We start from the raw sequence: 21790 nt of genomic DNA, 5'->3' as shown, positions 1-21790 counted from the left end.
ACAAAAATACGATTTTTAATCTGTTTGTGAGAATATTTTTTCTGATTGAGGGAACTTATATAATCAAAAATAGGATTTCTGTACTACATATTGGTACTATTTACCACATAATCTCTTATTTTTAATTTTTGCAGATTGCACAGGAAATAAGCCATATTATTGTTACCTCTCTTTATATTTTGGAAAGTGTTCTATCAGCTTCTCATGGTATCTGAGATAGGTATAGACACCACTCAACGTCAAAATGCGTAACATACCTAGGTCTGCATATGAATATAGTGTCATTCCGCCTTGTAGTTGTATGCAGATGGTAAGATATAGAGGCATAAGTTGATGTAATTTGAGCTTGCCTTCCTTGACTCGAATGAGATATATGACAATACTATTGAAGATAATAAAAATAAATACTGATGCCACAGGACCAAAGTCGATGGTAAAATCTCCGACAAAGGTAGTGAAGTAGTAGTCATCAATTTCCAAGTTGTGGTATTTGTCTCTTCTTTCGTCATAGTTTTTGGGTGTACTTGAATCTACAATTCGTTTTACCATATTCATTGTGCGGTCTCCATTTCTTGTTCCACCAGCATCCAGACCGTAATTATTGAAGTATAGTGTTCCTTGTCCTACATACCAGTAGATGAAGCTTGTCACGCCACCTTGTTCTTGTCCAAATCGACTTATTGTTATGGCAGCAATAGGTATGGTAATGACGAGGATGAGAATGGCTCCCATTATATGGATAATTTTTTTTATTTTAACTGACAGATACCGATAAAAGAGCATGAAGCCTCCAATAATGGTCAGCATTCCGGTAACTGTACCTCCTCGTTGTCCTTTTGAGATTGGTACATAAATGCCTATGAGCATGGTGATACCTAAAGCAATGAGCAACGGCTTATTTTTCTTTTCTTTACACAGAATGTAGAAAAATAGGAATGCAGGAAAGTCGGAAAATGCATTGTAGATAATGGCAAAAATGTTGTTGATTCCTGAACCGGCATTTTGTGCTTCTTCAACCTGTTCCATATATGCTTCCTTGCCGGATGTACTGTCTGATAGTATGGCTAGAATGCCCCCAGAAGAATTTGACATGAGTTTTGGCAGCATCAGAATTGCACTCAGCGCCACAATCCAGCCTATCAGTGTCAGTATACGTGAGTTAGTATCTTCTAGTTGGGTTGTATAGATCAGATGATTGTAGGTCACGGGGGCCATAGCTATCAGCATCATGATAAACAGATAAAGATAAGGAAAAAAGCGAAGTGGTTCATAGGCTATGGCAAACACTTCATCATTGATAGACATCAGTGAAAAAAAAGCATAGATGATATATAGACTCATAATTGCAGTACCGGCATCTATTACACGTCGCTTGTAGTGATAAAATATGAAGGTTATTACCCACATTGCGAGGAAGCCTCCTGCTAAAAAGTTGTCTGTTATGTTTTGACTCATTTCTTATGTTTTATGATTTTTCTTACAAAGGTCTTTAATACTTTTTTTTCATTAAGGCTCAGTCCCATATGGTACACGAATACAAACACACATATGGGGATACAGATGAATTCAGCGATAAATGCGATGAAACTTTCCAGTTGGGTATGTAATTCGTAAGCTACTCCAGAGGCAACAAGTGTGATAAAGATTCCCGGTGCTAAGATCGATTGTAAATACTGGCTAATGCTGAATTGGCAATAAAAGTGTTTTAGGCAAGCTAGACGAACACCATGGGCACAAAATGAAAAAAACAACATGCTTATAAATACGCTATAACTTGGCAGATGAAGTTTATATAGTATCCAGGTTATTGGCAGGCATATAATTGTAAACACTTCCACAGGAAGGTGGTATTCTTTAATGTGTCCTGATGCATGCATGATGATGGTTATGGGATTGTGCATGGCAATCAATACAACATAAATTATCATGAGTTGGCTAAAACGAATCATGTTTTGGTCAGCTGATCCTAGCCACAAGTTGAGAATGAAGTCCATCTCTGAAATAAGTGGTATGGCGATAGCCATTAACGTGTAAAAGATAAATTTGTTACTAACAGTAAATAGTCGATTGAGATAGATGTAGTTTTCTTCGGCATAAGCCTTGATCATTGCTGGACGGAAGGGTAATATCATGCTGTTGCAGAGGGCGTTGAAAGCATTATTAATTTGTACAGCCACCCCAAAAGCTACATTCACTATAGGACCAAAAAATATGTTAATCAAAATAGTGTTGCCTTGTACCATACTTGTATTGGCCAAAGAACCAAATGTGGTCCATCCACCAAATGATAGAATCTGTTGGTAGAGTTTGGTATTATTTACTTGTTGAAAATGGCATTCTGGATAGCTTTTGCGAGCTATAAATGCATAGAAGAGGAAGATGATAAAAGAAACTGTCATCAGAGTGATTCCATAAAATACAAAATGGTCTATGTTTACATGGCTAATCAAAAAAGCTGCGATGAAACGTAGCATGCAATCGATTGATGAGATGATGGTATATTTGTTCATATCTTCATGTGAGAAGATGGCTGCTGTATATGGTATTTGGATGAAACTCAAAATGAGGGATATAAGGGAAAAATGGTATACCCATAAAGTGCTACTCATGCGTTCGATAGGAATGGTGAGTTGGGTATAGACAAACCATAATCCAATGGTTTCAAAGAGGAAAATAACTGCGATTGAAAAGTGAAGTACAATCTTAATACCGGTAGAGAAGATTTCCCTCATGGCTTGCTCGCTTTTTTTCCCTAATGCAATGGAATAAAAGCGTTGCAAGGCTAAAGCAAGTACGCTACAGATAAAGCTCGATAAGGTGACGACTCCAGCTATTGTATTGAAAATTCCGTAATCTTCTTTACCTAGTCCTTTAAAAATTAGGCGTACTGTATAAAGATTGATAATAGTGATGAGCAACATACGAAGAAATAAGAGAATAGTATTGGATACAATTCTCTTGTTTTTCTTTTCTTCTGAAAGTTGTTCTGGGGTAATATTATTCATTTTGTGGAAGAAGAATATTTCTTAATACATACAAGCTTGTACCTATAAAAGCTAGAATCGTCCATACAAGCACAAAAAATAAGCGTTTTGGTCCATCTGGTTTAACTGGTACGGCTGCGCCTTTTACTAAAGTAAACGCAGGAGTCTTGGCTAGAACCTTAGCTCGGGCGGCTTCCATTTGATGACTCATAGTAGTATAGGTATTATATTTCAGCTGCATTTCGTTTTCCAGTTCTTCCTGCTTTTGTCGATAACTTTCCAATATAACTTCCTCATCTGCATCAGCAAAACTACCATAAAGTTGTCTTTGCTTTTGGTAGTCTTTGTGAGCTTCTTCTGTAAGTTTCTTATAGTATTCGTAGTCTTCGCGTACCTTTTTAGTTCTGTAATTAATAATGAAACGTTCAAGCTGACCTCGTACCGAGTCGGCAACGGTTTTACAGATTAGTGGATCTTGGTCTGTCACTCCAATGGTGATGGAACCTGTTTTTTTGTCCACTTTAATGCTCACATTTTGTCTCACTTTTTCCACCAGTTTATTCTGCTTTCTTGAAATGTGATATGGATCCTTGATATTGTTATCTTTGGCTTCTTCTTTGTTCTTGCTACTCATCATATACTTGATGGAGTTTATCATTTTTTCCCACCATGGAGCCTTTTGGTGTTTGTAGAGATAAGTAAAATAGTCGGTATGAAGTGTATTCTCACTGTTGCTTACCTTAATTTTAAGCATTTGGATAATAAATCCATTATCATTCATTAAGTCAGGATACATCAAAGGGGTAATAGCATCTTCTGACTTCATAGCCGACATATCGAATCCGAAGGTCGATGCCAGTGAACTCAATGTACTTGATCCTCCTGTCATAGCATCGTTAGAAGTTTCTGGTATGATTTCTGTGTCGGTAGTATAGGTTCGTGGGATGCATATAATATACAGAGAGGAAAGAACTATAATTGTTGGCACGACAATGAAATAGATTTTCTTGCGTTTCCATATTTCAGAGAAGACTTTTCTGTAATCTACTTGTACGGCTGTTTTATTTTCTTCCATTTTTATTTTTTTTCGTAAAGTACTTTATTTACTCATATTAGCAATAGTTGCTATCATCGTAGCGATACTTGCTACACTAGTTCCCATGGTTGCCATTTCGGCAATAGAGGCCTTCTTTTTTAGTTTACTTGGTACTACAATCTCACAGCCTGGTTGAACCTTGGCTCCCTGGCTGATCTTGGCTACCATACCATTCATATAGATGATGTAAGCATTACTCTTGCGGGCTTTCTGTGAGAATCCACCGGCTGCATTGATATAGTATTTGGCACTTTTACCTTTCATATAGGCAACTGTGTTCGGATAGAGTACTGCTCCGTTTACTTTGACGGTTGCATTATATTTAGGTACATATAAGCGGTCTCCTTCACGTAATACCATGTTGGCATCACTGTTAGGGTCGGCGATAGCTTTGTCTAATTCGATACCAACACTGTAGTACTCTGGTATGTTGAATTTTGAAAGCATTGTCTGGTTATTCTGTTGTCCCAACTGTGATACAGATGAGGCGTTGTTGCTGCTTGCTGCGAGCTCCATTAACTCTTGTTGCTGTTGCTCTCGTACCATTTCCCATGCAGCTTGCATACGTTTCTTTTCTGCTTCGTTCGTCTTTCGTTCCAAGCGGGCTCCCTTGATGTAGGCTAGTTTGGTAGCACCACCGGCAGCATGAAGTAGGTCGGTCAATCGTGCATTGCGCTTGGTTAGTCCATAAGTTCCGGCAAACGAAACCTCACCACTGATCTCTACGTTTTGTTGCTCGCTATAACCAGGGTTGGCATGGATGTATACTTCATCGAATGGCATGAGGGTGAATCCTGGTGTGCCATCGATGACGAAACCGTCTTTCAGACTCATCTGATAGCTTTGCCCGATAATACTGTCTGGAGCTATAGCTTTCGGATCGTTCACACGTCTACTTACGGTTACCTTTACCGTCGACGCCTTGTCTGTCAATCCACCGGCTTGGAGTACGAAGTCTTCAATCGTTTCGTTATCGGCATACTTATAGATACCAGGATATTGTACTTCTCCTCGTATAGTGATCGTGCGTTCAGATGCTCTGTCTCTTTGTGTAGGGATGAAGAGCACATCATTTTCTTTGAGTGGTATATCGGCTGTTTTGCCCGACATAATGCCCGCAACGTCTACAGATATGACTTCAAGTGTTCTGTCACTCTTCATGCGATGCATGACGGCATGATCTGTGAATGCGTCTTCTGTTGTTCCTTCTGCGTGTTCGATGAGGCTACGTACGCTATTTATCTGCTGACTTATATTGTATTTGCCCGGGCGGAATACGGCTCCTTTTACCTCTACGGTATTCTCATAGCGAGGTAGTATAGAGTCTACGCTTACAGAGTCGCCATCAGCTATACGGAAACTGCTAAAGTCAAATTCTTCGACATTGAAAACGGCATATTCTCTGCCGGTCTTGCGATTAACACGAACACTCTTTTTGTAGGCATCACCTGTGAAACTTCCAGCGTATTTGAGCAGGCTCTGAATACTCTCGTTCTTCTTCATCTCGTAGAACATTGGTCGTTTTACTTTACCGGTAATGTTAACCAGGCAGTCATAAGGACCTACTACAATTACATCGTTATCTGTAAGTCGAACGTTTCCTGTTAGTTTGCCATTTAAGATGTAGTCATAAATGTCGACTACACTTACTAATTTATTGTGGCGATATACCTTAATATTACGGAGAGTACCAAGGTCATTGGTTCCTCCAGCCATATAAAGCGCATGAAATACGGTCGCAAATGCTGATAGGGTATAGGTTCCTGGAACTTTCACTTCACCCATTACGTTGATCATAATGGTTTTTGTCTGACCTACGGTAAGGCGAATTTTACTATTGCGATAACGGCTTCCTAAGGTATTTCTTAATCGATTGTTAGCTTGGCTTACGGTTAAACCAGAAATGTTGACTGGTCCGAAACCTTCGATGGTTACTGTTCCATCAGGTGAAACGGTATCTTGAATAGTCTTTTGTGAAACGCCATAGATTTCTATGATAACAGCATCGCCTGGCCCTAAACGATAGTTTTGAGGGGTAGCGATATTCATATTTGATTCAAAGGTCAATTCATTGTTATTGAAAATATCTCGGCCGAATACTTTTTTCTTTTCTGCCTTCTCTTTGGCAAGTAAGCGTTGGAGCATCTCGGTAGAGTCTGGAATCATCTCAAACATTTCTTTTTGCATGTCAAGATAATCCTGATCGTTTTCATCGAAAGAATGCTTACGTGTGGATAAAATCTCATGCGTATCGTTTATACGGTAAGAACTGCTACTATTCGTTTTAGCTACTTGTTTTTGATAGTCTTCGCGAGTCTTACCGTTGTTTACTCTTAATTTATCTGATGTGTTTTCTGTATTGTTACTAATGTTACCAAGGCCAGATTCTTTTTGCTCGCGTTGATATTTTTTTCGTACACGCCTTATCTGATTGATATCTACACCATTTTGCATTAATTTCGTTACAATTTGGGTATTAGAAGTGCCTTTCGTGTGTTCTTTTACTACAAATTGCATGACCTGGTTGTCTGTCATGCTACCAGATTGTGCCCATAGAGTTGTTGAGCCAAGAAGGAATATCAAGGCGCAAATAATATATTTTTTCATACTAACTTTATTCTTTCGGTTATGCTTATTTTCTATATAACCATGTTTATTGCTCTTTATTGTGTTTGTAGAGAAAAGCTATAAACAAAAATAGGTATCTTATCTTCTTTCTTTTGGGTTCAGTATAAAAAAATGTGTTTTTTAGTGGTTTCGGTTGTTAGGAACATATAATGTGCTCTATATGCAAGTATATATGTTACCAGCCTCTTCCCCAACCATTGTTATTGCCAAAGTTGTTGTCGTTATTCTGATTTTCTGAAGTGTTTTCAATTACAGGCATGTCTTGCTGAGGTTCATTATTGTCGCCATTAAAACTAGACACGGTTGTATTTACTGAAGCTGCCAACAGTACTGCGTTGCCAAGTTCAGCACTTACGATTTCTGTTTTTGGTGCTGTATATATTTTTTTTGTCATTTAATTAGTTGAATTTTTATATTTTGCTTATTTTCATAGACTTTATATTGCAAATATACGCTTTTTTTATTCCATTTAGCCATTCGGATGTCCTAATATAATATAAATTAACATTTTAATATACTTTATTATACTTTTGTATGGTTGTGATGTACATATATGTATTCAGTATGATTGGTCATTGACTAAGTAAAAAACATGGTATATTTTTAATAAATTTGAATTTATTTGACATTATGCATCTTGAGGTTTGCGTATTTGGATTCGGTATGCTAAATGGTCTCAAATACGCAAATTATGTGGCGTTTTTGTATATTCCTGAATATCAGTGTGTTACGCATTTAACGTTTCGTAAGTTTAAAAAAGGGGCGCCAAAACCACAGGTCCTAGGGGTCGAAAGCTTAGGGTTGATGCGATAAGGTCATAGAGTTTAGCGAACAAAGTCTTAGGTTTCGACCCCTAGGACCTGGGGTTTTGGCGGGAGAAAAAATCGAGGGGTGGAAAAAAGACCAAACAGGCTGATCAAAAGCTAAAGATTTTGAGCTAGATGACGATTTTTGAAGGCTATGTTTTTTGGATATATTATTTGACATTCTGTCCGCTTTGGACTTGGAAAGTGTAAAATGGAGGGGGGGTAGCCTAAAAAAAGCGTATCAAAGCAACGTGCTTTGATACGCCTTATATAGGTATACTGTTTTCTGAAGTTTTTTAGTTGTCTTCACTGAAAAGAGGATCGTCAGGTGTAACCATAGTTGGTTTTTGTTCATAGTCCTTTAAAAGCTTTTCTGAAACAAACTTTTTGTTGACTACTAGTCTGAACATATATTCATCAAACCATTTATCGGTCATGATGAAGCAACCTCCAAATCCGTTGTCGCTTCCCCAACTGTTTTCAACCTTCCATTTCTTAGGATTGCCATTCTCGTCGAGGTCTACAGCTGTAAGTGTCATGGCATGGGTACTACCGCTATCAAAAGTTTCGATTCTTTGTGCTTTGTTCATTCCAAAAGAAGTACCAAACAGCGTTCCGTAGTCATAATTGTTGATATCTAAGTAGCCGCGTTTGCGGTCAAGCTGTTTGCCTACATCGTAGGAAGAATACATCTTTCGTCCAGCTTTGATACTTGCAATAGCCATCTCTTTGATGTCCTTCATAGGCAAATTTAGATATTTCCAGTTGTGTCCATCGTATGTGTGACGATCGTATTCTACCTCGTATGTTTTATAATAAGGTCTACGAGGGTCGTTCATGACCATGATGAATGTATCGTTAATCTTTCCACCTACAGTAAACTCATAGAATGACTTTGGAGTATATTTCTTGGCTGGAGCAATAGCTTTGCCGTTTTTGTCTGTAAATGTATATGTGAATTCTTTAACAGGCTCGCCCAATGTAAGGCTTAAAATATGGTATACTTCGCCAAGCATCTCTGCTTTTCTGCTTTGAATAGCTTTTTTGTTTTTACCTTTTGCCACCATATCGCGAAGTTCAAGTCCAAATTCACGAAGTTTGGATGATATAATTCTTGCCATGCGAGAGGTGTTTTCTGAAGAATAGGTTTCTGGCATGACACTCATAGGTACTAAACCATATTTTTCTGCCAAATCAGCTACACCGCAGAATGTACCTCCGTCACTGATAGGGTTCTGGAAGAAAAATCTTACCATTTTATCATCAATAGGCTTTTTCGCATAGTCGATAGTGCCCTGAAGCATCAGGTTAGCTTTTTCTAACTGATCATAAAAGAATAAGTATGCCTGTGAATACTCAACAGTCATTTTTTGATCTTGTGCTAATGCAAAGTTAGAACGCAATACATTGAGACCTGAAAACATCCAACATCTTCCAGAACTCTTTTGATCGTGGATGCTCTGTTTTGGGGTTTCATTACTGAAATAAGTGTCTACTGTGCCTGCGTTAGCGTGATTTTTAGCTAAATTGTCGATAGAGTTAGAAGCAATGGCATTGAAAAGTGCTTTGTTAGTAGCATTGCTGTTTTGTTTTTTCTCCATCTGTTGAATCATTTGATATGTGATTCCTCCCTCTTTGTTTTGTGCCGAAATGGTTCCGGCTGTAGCTAGTAACAGTGTAGCTACGAATACTTTTTTGTTCATTTATTATTTAAGTGTTGATTTCGCATACAAAAATACGAAAAAAGTTTGGTTCGACCAATATCTGTTATGGTCTTATCTGTAATTCTTTTATATTCTTATATTCTATAATGTGTATTTCTCGGCTTGTTATTTTATTTGGTGATTCTGTTATTTTATGAAATATAAGCGATACTATTGTTGTTTATTTATGAATAATTATATTATTAATCTATAAATAACATATCAATATCATGATAAATAATAACTTGATTAAGCTAAGAATAACCTATAGATAAAAATAGAAATGCTAAATATATAAATGGTAAAATGATTTACTAATTAATCTTAAAATGATGAATAATATTATAGATGTATAAGATATTATTTGTATCTTTGTAGATGTAATTGAATATAGCCCTAACGGCATCACGGTAAGCCGGTAAAAGTGACTAGAAAAGTACAAACTAGAATCATAGCATTTGCAAATCATAAAGGTGGAGTAGGTAAGACTACTTGTGTGGCTGGTGTAGGTCAAGGTCTTGCAAAATTGGGAAATAAAGTTTTGCTAATAGATTTGGATACTCAGGCAAATTTGACGAGTTTCTTCTTTGATCCTAACGATGAAACGGAGCGATTGACTATCGCTGACGTACTTATTCGCCAAGAAAAAATCAAGCCTTATCATGTTAAGGAAAATCTGGATTTAGTTCCATCTTCTTTGGATATGGCTTTGGCAGAGAGTACTTTGATAAGTAGAATTTCGCGAGAGTTGATATTGACTCATGCACTTGAAGACATTAAAGACGATTATGATTATATTCTTCTTGATTGTCCTCCTGCTTTGAATATTGTTACAACCAATGCTTTTATCGCATCAACAGATACGTATGTGCCATTGACTGCTGAGGCTCTTCCGTTGCGTGGTATGATGATGTTGAATGATTATCTTGAAGGACTTCGCGTTAACGGTTTTGATATTAAGATTACGGGTATCATTATCAATCGTTTTAATACTCGTAAGAATCTGAATAAAGCAGTAGAACAGTCTATCAAAAATGAATATGGTGATGTGGTATTCAAAACCATTATCCGTGAAAACGTATCTTTGGCAGAGGTTCCTTTGGCTGGCGGTGATATTCAGGAATATGCACCAAGCTCTAATGGAGCTCACGATTTCGATGCGTTAACAGAAGAAATTTATCAGCGTACTAAGTAATATTCATCATTAAAAAATAGAAGATCATGAAAAAAGATATGTCTAAGCTCGTAATGGGCATTATTAATAAACCTTTAGAGGAAAATGAAGAGGTGGAGAATGTACAGCCTGTAGCTGAGCAGAAAGAAAGTAATCCTGTAACTCGAGTAGAACCTAAAGCGGAAAAACCTTCAACTCAGGAAACGGTAAAACCTACTCCTATCAAAAGATCAGCTCCGCTGAATGCTGATGATGCTATTTCCAGAGCGGAAGAATGGGAGCATTTCCGTACAGAATGTATGAACTATTCAAAATCTCCTCGTAAGGGTGTGTCTCTTTGGATTGATGATGATATTGCAGATTTGCTTAATGAATTGAAGAATGCAGAACATAGCAAGGTGTTCCTTCGCCATATGGTGAATGCTATGTGTAGTGTCTTTATCCAAAATCATAAAGAAGAAATTAAAAAAGCAATCTTGGCTAATAAGAAGAAAAATCCATTCCTCTAAATTAAAAAAGGAATAATAGGCTGAAATCGCTCTAAATAACTGCCTCAAAATTCGCAAATTCTGAACAGTCATGTAACTCGGGCTTAAATTCGCGAATTTTGAGCTCGTTATTTGAGTTAATTCTATGAGCGAATTAGGTATACATATATTGTTTATGAAGTGATTTGTAAGGATAAGTTTATGGTAGAAACAAAAAATAAAGTGTATTTTATTTTGTTGTTTCATCCATTTAGCTTATCTTTGCATTAGAATATTGCATGGAATTTAGCTTTTTCTTGTGAAAAAAGTTGATTTTCAGCAAAGTATACATCTCGGGGTTGACTGGATTTGACAGCGGGATGAAATGGTACGTAAGCACGTGGAGTCTCGTTGGCTACCTCCTTAATCGAAGTGAACATCAATTTAATTGGCGAAAATAATTACGCTCTCGCTGCCTAATCGAAGTACAGTAGATTACTGGCTTTATTCCGTCACAAGGTGATGGAACGAGACATCGCTCAACGGATGTTGTTCCGAATCTTGTTGGTTCAGCGGTGCAGGAAATCGGAAATAGTTCTGGTAGGCCTCGATGCTAGGATGAAATTTTAGAGGATAAGGGTATGGTTGGTGGTTCAGGTCTTGCCATATCACGAAAATGAAGGCTGAAATAAACGTGTAGAAAGCGTATGGTTTCCCTGTTTGGACGAGGGTTCGAATCCCTCCAGCTCCACTGAAACGCATAGTTTTAATATTATGAGAGTCTCTAAGTTTTTGATATGCTTAGAGACTCTTTATTTATTTTGTAGTTCGAATTACTTTTAAATGTCCATTTGGAGAACTTTTTCGATGATAGGGGCCATATCGTAATAACGGTATTCTGCTAGTCTACCTCCGAAAATTACATTTTCTTCTGCTTCTGCCAATGCACGGTATTGTTCTGCTAACTCATTGTTATGAGTATCATTAACAGGATAGTATGGTTCCATACCATCTTTCCACTCCGTAGAATATTCACGGCTAATAACAGTCTTATTGTTTTCGTATACTTGTTGCCCAAAACATTCGAAATGCTTATGCTCTATAATGCGGGTGTATGGTACATCAGCCTCAGTATAGTTGATAACGGCATTACCTTGGTAGTTGGCTGTATCTAAAGTCTCGGTCTCAAAACGTACCGTGCGGAAGTTGAGCTTGCCTAATTTAAAGCCGAAGTATTCATCGAGCTGACCTGTATAGACGATTTTTTCTGCTTCTAAAGTTTGGCCAGCATGGAGTGGGTCGTTAAATTCCCAAGTACCGGCAGCATTACGATGGCAGTTTAATTCAAAAAAGTCGACTTGGGTTATCGTTTGAGATCCCAAGAGTAGACCTTCTATCAGTTTATTATAGCCACCAATAGGAATACCCTGATAGGTATCATTAAAATAGTTGTTGTCGAAAACCAGTCTTACAGGAAGGCGCTTAATGATAAAAGCTGGCAAGTCGGTACACTTACGCCCCCATTGTTTCTCGGTATAGCCTTTAATCAGTTTTTCATAAATATCTTTTCCTATCAAAGTGAGCGCTTGTTCCTCCAGATTACGAGGTTCGCTTATCCCTTCAGCTTTCATTTTGGCAACAGCTTCAGCCTTTTGCTCGTCAAGTTTAGCTTGCGCCTCTTCCGGTGTTTTAACACCCCACATCTGGTAGAAGGTATTCATATTAAAAGGAAGATTATAGAGTTCTCCTTTGTAGTTAGCTACAGGGGAGTTAGTATATCGATTAAACTCAACAATAGAGTTGACAAACGACCATACATCTTTGTTGCTGGTGTGAAAGATGTGTGCTCCATAAGTATGTACATGTATACCATTCATGTTGGTGCAATATACATTGCCACCCAAATGTTCACGCTTATCGATAACCAGGCATTTTTTGCCAGCCTGATGGGCGCGATATGCAAATGTTGCTCCAAAGAGTCCACTTCCTACAATTAAATAGTCATATTTTTGATTTTCCATGTATCTAAACTAAAAATTCTTTATTTGCTACAAAAGTACAAAATTAATTTGTAATTTTGTCTCCTCATAAAGAATTGTTACAAAGACATGATGAATTTTCTAGATATTCTCTTGCTGTCTATAGCATTGGCTATGGACTGTTTTACAGTGAGTATAATTAGTGGTGTGATATTGAAAGAAAAGCGTTGGGGGGTAATTACTCGAATGAGTTTCTTTTTTGGTTTATTTCAGGCTGCTATGCCATTTATCGGGTGGCTTGGTACCAAACATTTTGCCCAGTATATCGAGGCTTTCGACCATTGGATAGCTTTTGGTCTTCTTGCTTTCCTTGGTATTCGTATGATAAAGGAGTCTTTCGAAGATAATGAAGATAAGCACTTTAATCCTACTAAAATCAAAACGCAATTGGTGTTAGCTGTTGCAACTAGTATCGATGCGCTGGCCGTAGGCATCTCTTTTGCCTGTACAGGATATACCTCTATTGGTGAACTCTGTTTTCCATTATGGGCGATAGGCATAGTAAGTTTTTTGTTTGGCGTTATAGGTAATCTTTTGGGTATTCGTTTTGGTTCGTCTATTCGTAAGCGACTTAAACCAGATTTATTTGGAGGAATCATTCTTATTATCATCGGTGTAAAAATATTATTAAGTCATCTTTTGGGTTATCATTAAAATAGCAAGAAAAGTTCTATTTGTTAACCAAAATGGTAAAAATAGTGCGATATTCATTATTGAATGCCGCATTATTTTGTTATATTTGCAAGCTATAATAACAAAATTCCTAAAAACTCGATACGATGAGACAAAAAAAATTTATTCTCCAAGAGAAAGACCTTCCTAAGCAGTGGTATAATATTCAAGCAGAAATGCCTAATAAACCACTTCCTCCTTTAAATCCGAAGACCAAGGAACCACTCTCTGCAGAAGATCTGGCACATATATTTAATTTGGAATGCTCAAAGCAGGAACTTGATACCGAACATGCATGGATAGATATTCCTGAAGAAGTGCTCGAGAAATATACTTATTATCGTTCTACACCTTTGGTACGTGCCTATGGGCTTGAAGAGGCTTTAGGTACACCTGCTCATATTTACTTTAAGAACGAGAGTGTTAACCCGTTAGGTTCTCATAAACTTAATTCTGCTATTCCACAGTGTTATTACTGTAAGCAGGAAGGTGATACCAATGTTACAACTGAGACAGGTGCAGGTCAGTGGGGAGCAGCTTTAAGTTATGCAGCTAAACTCTACGGACTGGAAGCTGCTGTTTATCAAGTTAAGATTACGATGCAGCAGAAGCCTTATCGCTCTATGATCATGCATACCTTTGGTGCAACGGTAGAAGGTAGTCCTTCTATGAGTACACGTGCTGGTAAAGATATTATTACCAAAGATCCGTTGTATCCAGGATCGTTAGGTACAGCTATTTCTGAGGCTGTAGAACTAGCAACGACGACACCTGGCTGTAAATATACTTTGGGAAGTGTGCTTAATCATGTGGCTTTACATCAGAGTATTATCGGTCTTGAGGCTGAGAAGCAGATGGAGATGGCTGGTGAATATCCTGATAAGGTAATAGCTTGCTTCGGTGGAGGTTCAAACTTTGGCGGATTAGCTTTCCCATTTATGCGTCATGTATTCGATGGTACACATAAGAATGTAGAGTTTATTGCCGCAGAACCAGAGAGCTGTCCTAAACTTACTCGTGGCAAGTTTGAGTACGACTTTGGTGATGAGGCTGGTTATACACCATTATTGCCGATGTATACTTTGGGTCATGACTTTAAGCCTTCTAATATTCATGCAGGTGGTCTGCGTTATCATGGTGCCGGTATGATTATCAGCCAATTGCTCAAGGATGGTTATCTTCATGGTGTTGATATTCCACAGTTAGAGAGTTTTAAAGCTGGTATGCTCTTTGCTCAGAGTGAAGGTATTATTCCTGCTCCAGAGAGTTGTCATGCTATCGCTGCAACTGTGCGTGAGGCTTTGAAATGTAAGGAAACGGGTGAAGAAAAGGTACTTCTCTTCTGTCTGAGTGGTCATGGTCTTATCGATATGCCTTCATATATGAGCTATATTAATGGTGACTTACAAGATTATCAGATATCTGATGAGGAAATCAATAAGTATCTTGCTGGTGTTCCACATATAGAACCAAAGATTTAAAGATTTCTCCTTATATGCGAAAAAGCCGCTGGTCGATAAATGTCGACCAGCGGCTTTTTCTGTATATAAGGGTTATGGTATCAGTTGACCACAAACTTTTTCTGATGGCGGATATAAATGCCTTTTGGCAGTTGGCTATCATCTTTGCCCATAGCGATACCACCAAGCGTATAGATATAGTCATCTTCTTGGTATGAAGTATCATACAAGGTCTTGATACCTTGTATGGCGGTAACTTCTCCCGTGATGCCAGTTTCTGCTTCTTGCTGGTTTTGCAGCAACTGTCCGTTTGCCAGTTGAGCAGCGGTGATATCAGCCACGATATCGTTAGCATAGTTTTCGATGTTGGTATAGCCATTATCTGCTATTGTTGCAGCATCATTTTTAGCAGGATCAGTACCATTCTTACTTTCCCAAGCGTCAGGCATACCATCACCATCGGTATCAACAGGAGGTTCTGTTTGGACTAACGTAGGCCATGCAGACCAGTCTTCGGCAGCTTGAGCTGGTTTGATATCATCTTGCGTATTGATATATCCCGGATTTAATCCACTACCAGTATATGTGGCTTTCTTGTCGCGTGTATCGTTAACAATGAGATCATCTACTTCATCACGATGCAAGCAAGCACCAGCATAGGAGAGAACCTTCTCATAAGCATCGTATGCTGTCTCTGTTGTAACAGGATAGTATGCGATAGGCAAATGCAGTTTCATGGTATCGCGTGTGGTCTGTGTAAAGGTATTATCAACCTTACTATTCGTAATCTGATTATAGATACCATAGGTCCAGTTATCTCGGGTAACATCGTCATACGAAGCATTTACATTGCCACGGACATAGAATTTACCCCATACATGCCACATTTTATCCCAGTCATTAGCTTCGCTTGTGCCATGCTTGGTATAATCTGTAGTACGAATGCCGATGCCCGCGATGCGTTTCTGAATGTTAGTAGAGCGTAATGCCGTTCCCGGTCCTGGTTTATAGTAATTGTTGACGATATTCACATTCATACCTTCGCCACCATAACATCCTTCACCTGCCCAGTTGTAGAATACGTTATTTCTAAGATCCATACGTTCATCCAATTGTGTACTTGGTCGAGGGCCAAGGCGTGGCACACGACTTGTGTGGTGAGCCATCAGGTTATGGTGATAAGTGGCACCGCTGCCTCCCCAGTTTCCACCATAGCCGTGAGCTCCCTTGCTGTGCCCAGAATTAACCAGACTCTGAGCAGCTAAGCACCATTGCACAGTGAGGTTTTTGGAACCATATACAGACAGGCATTCGTCTATACTCCAGCTTACAGAGCAGTGGTCTATGATAACATCACTGTTGTCCATACCACCCAGACCGTCACCTTCATGATAAGCAACAAACTTATTACCCAGTCTGAATCGAATAAAACGGATAATATTATTGCTTTTTACTTGTACGGGATAGTCTGCTATACAGATACCCTCTCCCGGAGCAGTCTGTCCTAAAATAGTAGTGTTGGTATTGAACTTTAGTTGGGCAGCAAGATGGATGGTTCCTGATACATCGAAAACAATGATGCGAGGACCACTTTGAGCATTGGCCCATCTTAGAGAGCCTACTAAAGAAGTCTTGCCATTATCCTCAAGAGTAGTGACATGATAAACCTTAGTACTGGCAGATCTACCTCCCGTGGTATACATACCAAATCCCTCGGCTCCTGGAAAAGCAGGAAGCGTAGCTGATTGTGCAAAAGCATTTGTACTCAAAACGCATAATGCTCCAAATGTTATAGCTTGCAGGTTGATTTTCATTTCAATTAGTACAAATATTAATAGTTTATTTCTATTTTATTTAACGATAATTTTTGCGATTTTCTTATTCCCATTTTCCATTTTTTTCACAACTACGTTTACTCCTTTTCGATAAGAAGTCTGTTGTGTACCATCAATAGAATAAAGCGAAGTTCCAGTTATGTTTGCTTCGTTTTCTGTGTTGAGAGTCTTGATACTCGTTGTCGTACTAGCAATAGTTGCGTCGCCAAGTCCTCCCATTTCGTTAGCTGCTCTTACTGCCCATACGTTGTCTGAAGAGGTTCCTGTAATATCGTATTCAGGAAGAGTGGTAAAGGCAACGACATTGCCATCTTTTTCAATAGCCCAAAGAAGTGCGTAGTCACTATTATCCCAAGTTAACTTATTATCCTTGATGATAACGTTAGTAGGTGCCGATGCTTGTTCTGTTGCAGCAGTAGGGTCCCATTCGTCATCACCACCCATTACTGTTTCTATGGTATAAGTAGCAGCCTCTTCAGCTGTAAGGATAGGATTGTTGGTATGAGTGTCGGCAAAAACAGTCTTACGATTGGATAAGTCGATGACAGTGCCTGTTGCAGTTGTAGAGTTATATTCAGCGAAGCGTGCAGGATAGCCACCGCTCATTTCGTTCCAACCGATGGCAGAAGGTTGAGCGATCATCTTGGTATTAATCCATAGAGCAATTGGCGTACCACTTCCCCAAGGGCGTCCCAAAGTGTAATTACCGTCAACATCATCAGTTTCACCTTTGATAATACACTGGCTTAAAATCCAACCATATTTTTTAGGTTGCGATGGTACAGCAATATAGCCGCCTGCAACATTTTGGAAAGTAACACCATTGAAGAAAGCATCGCCTTTACCACAGATATAGTCTGTGCGTCCACGGATAATACCATCTTCGAAGTAGTAGCGTCCGCCTGCATTGCAAGTCCATGTATCCTGATAGCCATAAAGGGTTACGTTCTTGTAGATGGTCTTATCGCCCTTTTCTTGTATGGCAAGGTTTCGTCCTGTAGCATCGTCAGTGCCATTTCTAAAGGTAATATCCTCAAGATAGGTATTATTGCCGGTGATTTGTAGAAGATCGCATTTGCCGATACCTTCGATAGGGCAGGCTGGCCCATATTGACCAGTTACGAGCTCGTAAGGAACATCGTTCTTGATGATAGTCTTGGTCATATCCTCGCCAATAATAGAAACATTGTTGGCAGAGAGAACGGTGGTTACACTGTTGTAGGTCTTTCCATCAGAGCCAGTAACCTGTGCAGATGTGCTTACTGGTATAACATAAGTACCTTTTTTTACGAAAATACGAAAACGTGTAGTCTTATCTTCTCTATTGGTAGCAGCAGCGATGGCTTCTCTGAAGGTTCCATCATCAGGAATGATAAAGTCGTAAAGCTTCTTGCTGATAGCAGGTTTTGTCTTGGTGGTAAACTTGATTGTAATCGTTTCTGTAATGGTATTGTCAGTAAGGTCGCTGACACTACCAGCAGCCAAATTAAATTGGTAGGTTGTCGTGTAGTTGAGGCCTTTATAGGCAAAAGTTATGGTATTACCTGAAACTGTTCCTTCGAGTTCCTGACCGTTGAGAGTAGCTTGTGCCTGTTCGGTAAGTTTTATTTTTTCATCAAAGGTAAGTACAATCTTGCCGTTAGCAGAAGCATTAGTTGCGCTTTCGGCAGGAACACTGTTTACAAGTTTTGGAGCAATACCATCGTTTACTAATTTCTCCGTTCCTAATATGTAGATGGCACCAATCGCATTACCATCATTATTGGATTCAGTTCCATCAATAGCAGAAGTCTTATCAGCTATCCAGCGGATATAAATTTCACTTTTGTTGTTAGCTTCTTCTGGAAGGTTAAAGGTGGCATCTGTCCAGCTTTTCACGCTAGGCATAGTGATAGCGCCCAGTTTGTTCCAGTTTACTTGATCCAGAGAATATTCTACATGATAAGTTTGGTAAGCATTATAGTTGTAAGCCATGGCACTCTTTACTTGAATATTGGTGTAGTTGGCTGCGTTAAACTTTATCTGCCAGTAATAGGTGCCAAGAGCGGCATTATTCATCCAGTTTACACATGCAGGTCTGCCCTCATATCCGCCATTAACAGCACTCTTGTCGAGCCATCCGTATGTGTTGCCGTCAGCATCTCTTAAAACAAGTTGGTCTGCATCATTATCTGCAGAAGCAAAGTCTGCTTTTCGTCCGTTATTGCCAGTTTTATACATATCCCATGCTACAATGTAATCTTTGGCAGAGTAGTGAGCCGTAATAGCTTGGTCGGCATTCATTACGAACTTAATATCAGCGCTACTTTCGCCATTACTCCAGTTGGTAAAGGTAAGAATCTCATTACTCGATGCGGTGAGGGTTACTTCTGTACCTTCTTCGTACATCTTCTTATTGTCGACAATAACAGGTGCAATATCGGGTTGTACCATGTAATCGGCAGCTCCTCCTTCTACGGTGTAGTCAAGCGAGTAGGTATTGATCTTTTCAAAGTTCGCAGTTAGCTTTTCTGCGGTATTAAGAGTATATTTTATTTCGTTATTAGTAGCGATTACTTGTCCGTTGGCATCAGTCCAGTTGACAAACTTGTATCCGAAATTTCGGCTAGCCGTAAGATTCACTGTTGTTCCTGCTTCAAACTCATTTCCGTTGGGATAAACCTTGATGGTACCAGCCTCGGCAGGAGATACTTCTGTATTAAGGGTATACATGGTTACAGCTTCTGTGGTTCCGTTTACAGTGCCTTCTATTTTAACGTCATTGAACCCAATCTGTTTAGTATTACCTAGTCCATATATGTAAATAACGAGTTTAAAGCTAGTAGAAGTTGCCAGTGATGCCGGTACATTGATAGTAAAACTGGTACGATAGTTAGGATCAGAGCTAGTCTTATCCTCAGCAGTAGCTTTGTTGCGAGCAGGAATCAATCCCGTTGCAAGCGTTTCTTCTATTCCTTCACCATTGATAACTTTGACATCAAATTTACCTCCGTCAGTACCAAAGCGACGTACATTGGCGCTTACTAAGGTTGGGGTGAAGGTGAGTCCTTTTGTTGGTTTAATACTCCATTCCAACGTGGCCGCTTCACTAGCATCATTAGTACCACTAATAGGTTGGAAACGTGTATAGCTGATGTTGTCATAACTACTCCCATCGGCATCTGCGATATCATCGCCATGTGAGAAAGCAGCTAAAGACACCACACCTTCTGGAGTTACTGTAGCTGCATCTGTCGTGTTGCCTGTGAAAGCCCACTGAATGGTAGCAGTTTCGTTCTGGTAGGTCTTACCGGTATTGTCTGCGTATATCATTGATGACATCAGCAGCAATAAAGTCATAAGACCTGTCTTTTGAAGAAGTTTAATCATTTGTTTTTGTTTTTAGTTTATTATTGATTAGGTAAATTATCATCATGCGTGAATTCTATTTTATATCGCATTGTTGGTCAATTCTTGTTGCAAATGTACAATATATATATAAAGGAGAAGGGGATTTTTTTTCATATCATGGGTAAAAATTGAGATAAGACCTCATTTATGGCTGGTTCTCTCATCTTGTTTAATTTTTTTTGATTTCGCCTATTATAATCAAGTATAATATATATTTATCGTTTATATATATTGTGACGTATCTACAATTGTTAACAGTGCTCGACCACAATGTTAAAAGAGTGAGATACCCCCAAAATAAAGGCTGAAAAAGTTGCATTTAACTTGCAGAATGACTATATTTACAACGTGAATCAAAAGATCACAGGCGCTAATCACTATAGGTTAGCAAGTGAGCTCATAGAGCTTCGAAAAGGTTCTAATGGGTGAAGTAAAAAGAATTAGTTTGGCGTTAAGCCATAACTTTCTGAATAAGAAAAAAGTTCAGAAGATGAAAGGAAAAAGAGACAAGGCGCGAAGATAAATTTCGCGCCTCTTTTTTTGTTTATATTTTAGTTGAGTAATTAGTGATCCTTCACGCTTATAGATTTCTTTAAACATGCTACTGTCGAGCATAATAGACAGGTACTGATCGGATACGGTTGTATGGCCGGCATCCTCTTGTAAATCATGTATGCTGTAACTACCGGGACTATAAATAGCCAGGCCGATAAATTAAATTTACTTTCTAATGAATGTTAAAAATGTACTTTCTGCAGAAATTTTCTTCGATCTTCTTGGCAATTTCATTTTGACACTTTATTTTTGCGATATAATAGTAAAAAATCTTGGAGTATGGAATACCTGTAGACTATTTTGCTATATGCCTTGTACATGTTGCATATCCTTCCGATTCGTGGCGTTTGACTTTTCGGTTGGTCTATCGCAATTCCAATTTTTTCTTCCCCATAGTACCTTTTTGCCTTTATACTGGATATTACCAAAATATCCTTTATAAGTTTAATTTCTTATTAACGTAAATGTTTTATAAGTATCCATTTAATAGTTAACTAAAATTATAAACCGATGAAAAACAAAGCCATTTTATCTATACTGCTATTTGTCTTTACATATACTAAGGCAGAGGGACAGACGATTGTTTAAACCATAATGGAAACGTAATAACCACTTTTAGCAATTTTGAAGGGGCAGGTAGTCTTCCAAGAGGATATTTTAAAGGATTTTGATCATGGAAAGAGTTGACAAATTAGTTAATGACATATTAAAGAAATGGAATCCATTAGAGGTTCCATCCGAAATAGCTGAGGATGAGTACTCTTCATATGTTACATTTATAATGAAATACTCCCAAAATATAAATAGTATCTATTTATGCCTAAAAAAAATATTGACTGATATCATGGCAAATGTATCAGGAGGTTGGAATTATAGCGCATCTGGAGGCCACGGGGTAGTTACAGGACCGACTATCATTGGTTTCATCACTGGTGTATGGGGAAGATATAATCATAAATTCAGAATTAAATAATAAACCAA

14 protein-coding genes and 1 other RNA gene are annotated in these 21790 nt (G+C 38.5%); 6 read left to right on the top strand and 9 right to left on the bottom strand.

The genetic code is table 11. The annotated features are described in order from the left end of the window. Window positions 1-162: 162 nt before the first annotated feature. From L6471_RS10785 to L6471_RS10760, 6 genes are all read right to left on the bottom strand, one after another. A complete protein-coding gene (locus L6471_RS10785; RefSeq protein ID WP_237797310.1) occupies window positions 163-1455 on the bottom strand; it encodes an O-antigen polymerase in 1293 nt (430 codons plus the stop codon). Beyond that, entirely contained in the window at window positions 1452-3005 is a 1554-nt protein-coding gene (locus L6471_RS10780) for a lipopolysaccharide biosynthesis protein (protein ID WP_027452949.1), read from the bottom strand. Before L6471_RS10780 ends, L6471_RS10785 begins: the two co-directional genes overlap by 4 nt. Continuing rightward, window positions 2998-4059 (bottom strand): Wzz/FepE/Etk N-terminal domain-containing protein, encoded by a 1062-nt coding sequence (locus tag L6471_RS10775; protein ID WP_027452948.1) that lies wholly within the window; start codon window positions 4057-4059, stop codon window positions 2998-3000. The genes L6471_RS10780 and L6471_RS10775 overlap by 8 nt, the downstream gene beginning before the upstream one ends. Window positions 4060-4083: 24 nt before the next feature. Further along, window positions 4084-6687, bottom strand: a complete 2604-nt coding sequence (locus L6471_RS10770; RefSeq protein ID WP_237797309.1) for a polysaccharide biosynthesis/export family protein — start codon at window positions 6685-6687, stop codon at window positions 4084-4086. 196 nt (window positions 6688-6883) lie between these two features. Beyond that, entirely contained in the window at window positions 6884-7102 is a 219-nt protein-coding gene (locus tag L6471_RS10765; RefSeq protein WP_039869863.1) for a hypothetical protein, read from the bottom strand. A 708-nt stretch (window positions 7103-7810) separates the two neighbouring features. Continuing rightward, entirely contained in the window at window positions 7811-9217 is a 1407-nt protein-coding gene (locus L6471_RS10760; protein WP_027452944.1) for a C1 family peptidase, read from the bottom strand. Between the two features lie 424 nt (window positions 9218-9641). Here L6471_RS10760 and L6471_RS10755 point away from each other — a divergent pair, with 424 nt between their 5' ends. From L6471_RS10755 to ssrA, 3 genes are all read left to right on the top strand, one after another. Beyond that, entirely contained in the window at window positions 9642-10412 is a 771-nt protein-coding gene (locus L6471_RS10755; RefSeq protein WP_006281815.1) for a ParA family protein, read from the top strand. 26 nt (window positions 10413-10438) lie between these two features. Next, window positions 10439-10900: a hypothetical protein gene (locus L6471_RS10750; protein ID WP_006281816.1), complete on the top strand. Its 462-nt coding sequence runs from the start codon at window positions 10439-10441 to the stop codon at window positions 10898-10900. Window positions 10901-11213: 313 nt separating this feature from the next. Then, window positions 11214-11612: a transfer-messenger RNA gene (gene ssrA / locus L6471_RS10745) on the top strand. An 85-nt stretch (window positions 11613-11697) separates the two neighbouring features. Here the strand turns inward: ssrA and glf are convergent. After that, window positions 11698-12879 carry a UDP-galactopyranose mutase gene (glf, locus tag L6471_RS10740; RefSeq protein ID WP_006281817.1) on the bottom strand — a complete coding sequence of 394 codons (1182 nt, stop codon included), beginning with the start codon at window positions 12877-12879 and terminating at the stop codon, window positions 11698-11700. Between the two features lie 90 nt (window positions 12880-12969). Between glf and L6471_RS10735 the strand changes: the two genes are divergently transcribed. Then, complete coding sequence (locus tag L6471_RS10735) at window positions 12970-13551, top strand: manganese efflux pump MntP (RefSeq protein WP_094448176.1); 582 nt, start codon at window positions 12970-12972, stop codon at window positions 13549-13551. A 125-nt stretch (window positions 13552-13676) separates the two neighbouring features. After that, entirely contained in the window at window positions 13677-15050 is a 1374-nt protein-coding gene (locus L6471_RS10730) for a TrpB-like pyridoxal phosphate-dependent enzyme (protein WP_094448115.1), read from the top strand. Window positions 15051-15130: 80 nt separating this feature from the next. Here the strand turns inward: L6471_RS10730 and L6471_RS10725 are convergent, their stop codons facing one another. Both L6471_RS10725 and L6471_RS10720 read right to left on the bottom strand, forming a co-directional pair. Further along, on the bottom strand, window positions 15131-16843 hold the full coding sequence (locus L6471_RS10725) for a pectate lyase (protein ID WP_237797308.1): 1713 nt from the start codon (window positions 16841-16843) through the stop codon (window positions 15131-15133). Between the two features lie 36 nt (window positions 16844-16879). After that, window positions 16880-20233, bottom strand: coding sequence for a pectinesterase family protein (locus L6471_RS10720; protein WP_237797307.1), 3354 nt, complete (start codon window positions 20231-20233; stop codon window positions 16880-16882). 1249 nt (window positions 20234-21482) lie between these two features. Here L6471_RS10720 and L6471_RS10715 point away from each other — a divergent pair. Continuing rightward, window positions 21483-21782 carry a hypothetical protein gene (locus tag L6471_RS10715; protein WP_237797306.1) on the top strand — a complete coding sequence of 100 codons (300 nt, stop codon included), beginning with the start codon at window positions 21483-21485 and terminating at the stop codon, window positions 21780-21782. The last annotated feature ends 8 nt before the right edge of the window (window positions 21783-21790 follow it).

It is taken from the genome of Segatella bryantii (assembly GCF_022024215.1).
Classification (GTDB): Bacteria; Bacteroidota; Bacteroidia; order Bacteroidales; family Bacteroidaceae; genus Prevotella; species Prevotella bryantii.
The sequence above is the reverse complement of the archived record's forward strand: the minus strand, read 5'-3'. Positions and strand labels throughout refer to the sequence as shown.

Bases quoted from the DNA above. Each gene is read 5' to 3' on its own strand.
- L6471_RS10765 (WP_039869863.1), bottom strand. From the start codon at position 7,102: ATGACAAAAAAAATATATACAGCACCAAAAACAGAAATCGTAAGTGCT.
- L6471_RS10720 (WP_237797307.1), bottom strand. From the start codon at position 20,233: ATGATTAAACTTCTTCAAAAGACAGGTCTTATGACTTTATTGCTGCTG.
- L6471_RS10725 (WP_237797308.1), bottom strand. From the start codon at position 16,843: ATGAAAATCAACCTGCAAGCTATAACATTTGGAGCATTATGCGTTTTG.
- L6471_RS10735 (WP_094448176.1), top strand. From the start codon at position 12,970: ATGAATTTTCTAGATATTCTCTTGCTGTCTATAGCATTGGCTATGGAC.
- L6471_RS10785 (WP_237797310.1), bottom strand. From the start codon at position 1,455: ATGAGTCAAAACATAACAGACAACTTTTTAGCAGGAGGCTTCCTCGCA.
- L6471_RS10730 (WP_094448115.1), top strand. From the start codon at position 13,677: ATGAGACAAAAAAAATTTATTCTCCAAGAGAAAGACCTTCCTAAGCAG.
- L6471_RS10775 (WP_027452948.1), bottom strand. From the start codon at position 4,059: ATGGAAGAAAATAAAACAGCCGTACAAGTAGATTACAGAAAAGTCTTC.
- L6471_RS10715 (WP_237797306.1), top strand. From the start codon at position 21,483: ATGGAAAGAGTTGACAAATTAGTTAATGACATATTAAAGAAATGGAAT.
- L6471_RS10770 (WP_237797309.1), bottom strand. From the start codon at position 6,687: ATGAAAAAATATATTATTTGCGCCTTGATATTCCTTCTTGGCTCAACA.
- L6471_RS10760 (WP_027452944.1), bottom strand. From the start codon at position 9,217: ATGAACAAAAAAGTATTCGTAGCTACACTGTTACTAGCTACAGCCGGA.
- L6471_RS10750 (WP_006281816.1), top strand. From the start codon at position 10,439: ATGAAAAAAGATATGTCTAAGCTCGTAATGGGCATTATTAATAAACCT.
- L6471_RS10780 (WP_027452949.1), bottom strand. From the start codon at position 3,005: ATGAATAATATTACCCCAGAACAACTTTCAGAAGAAAAGAAAAACAAG.
- glf (WP_006281817.1), bottom strand. From the start codon at position 12,879: ATGGAAAATCAAAAATATGACTATTTAATTGTAGGAAGTGGACTCTTT.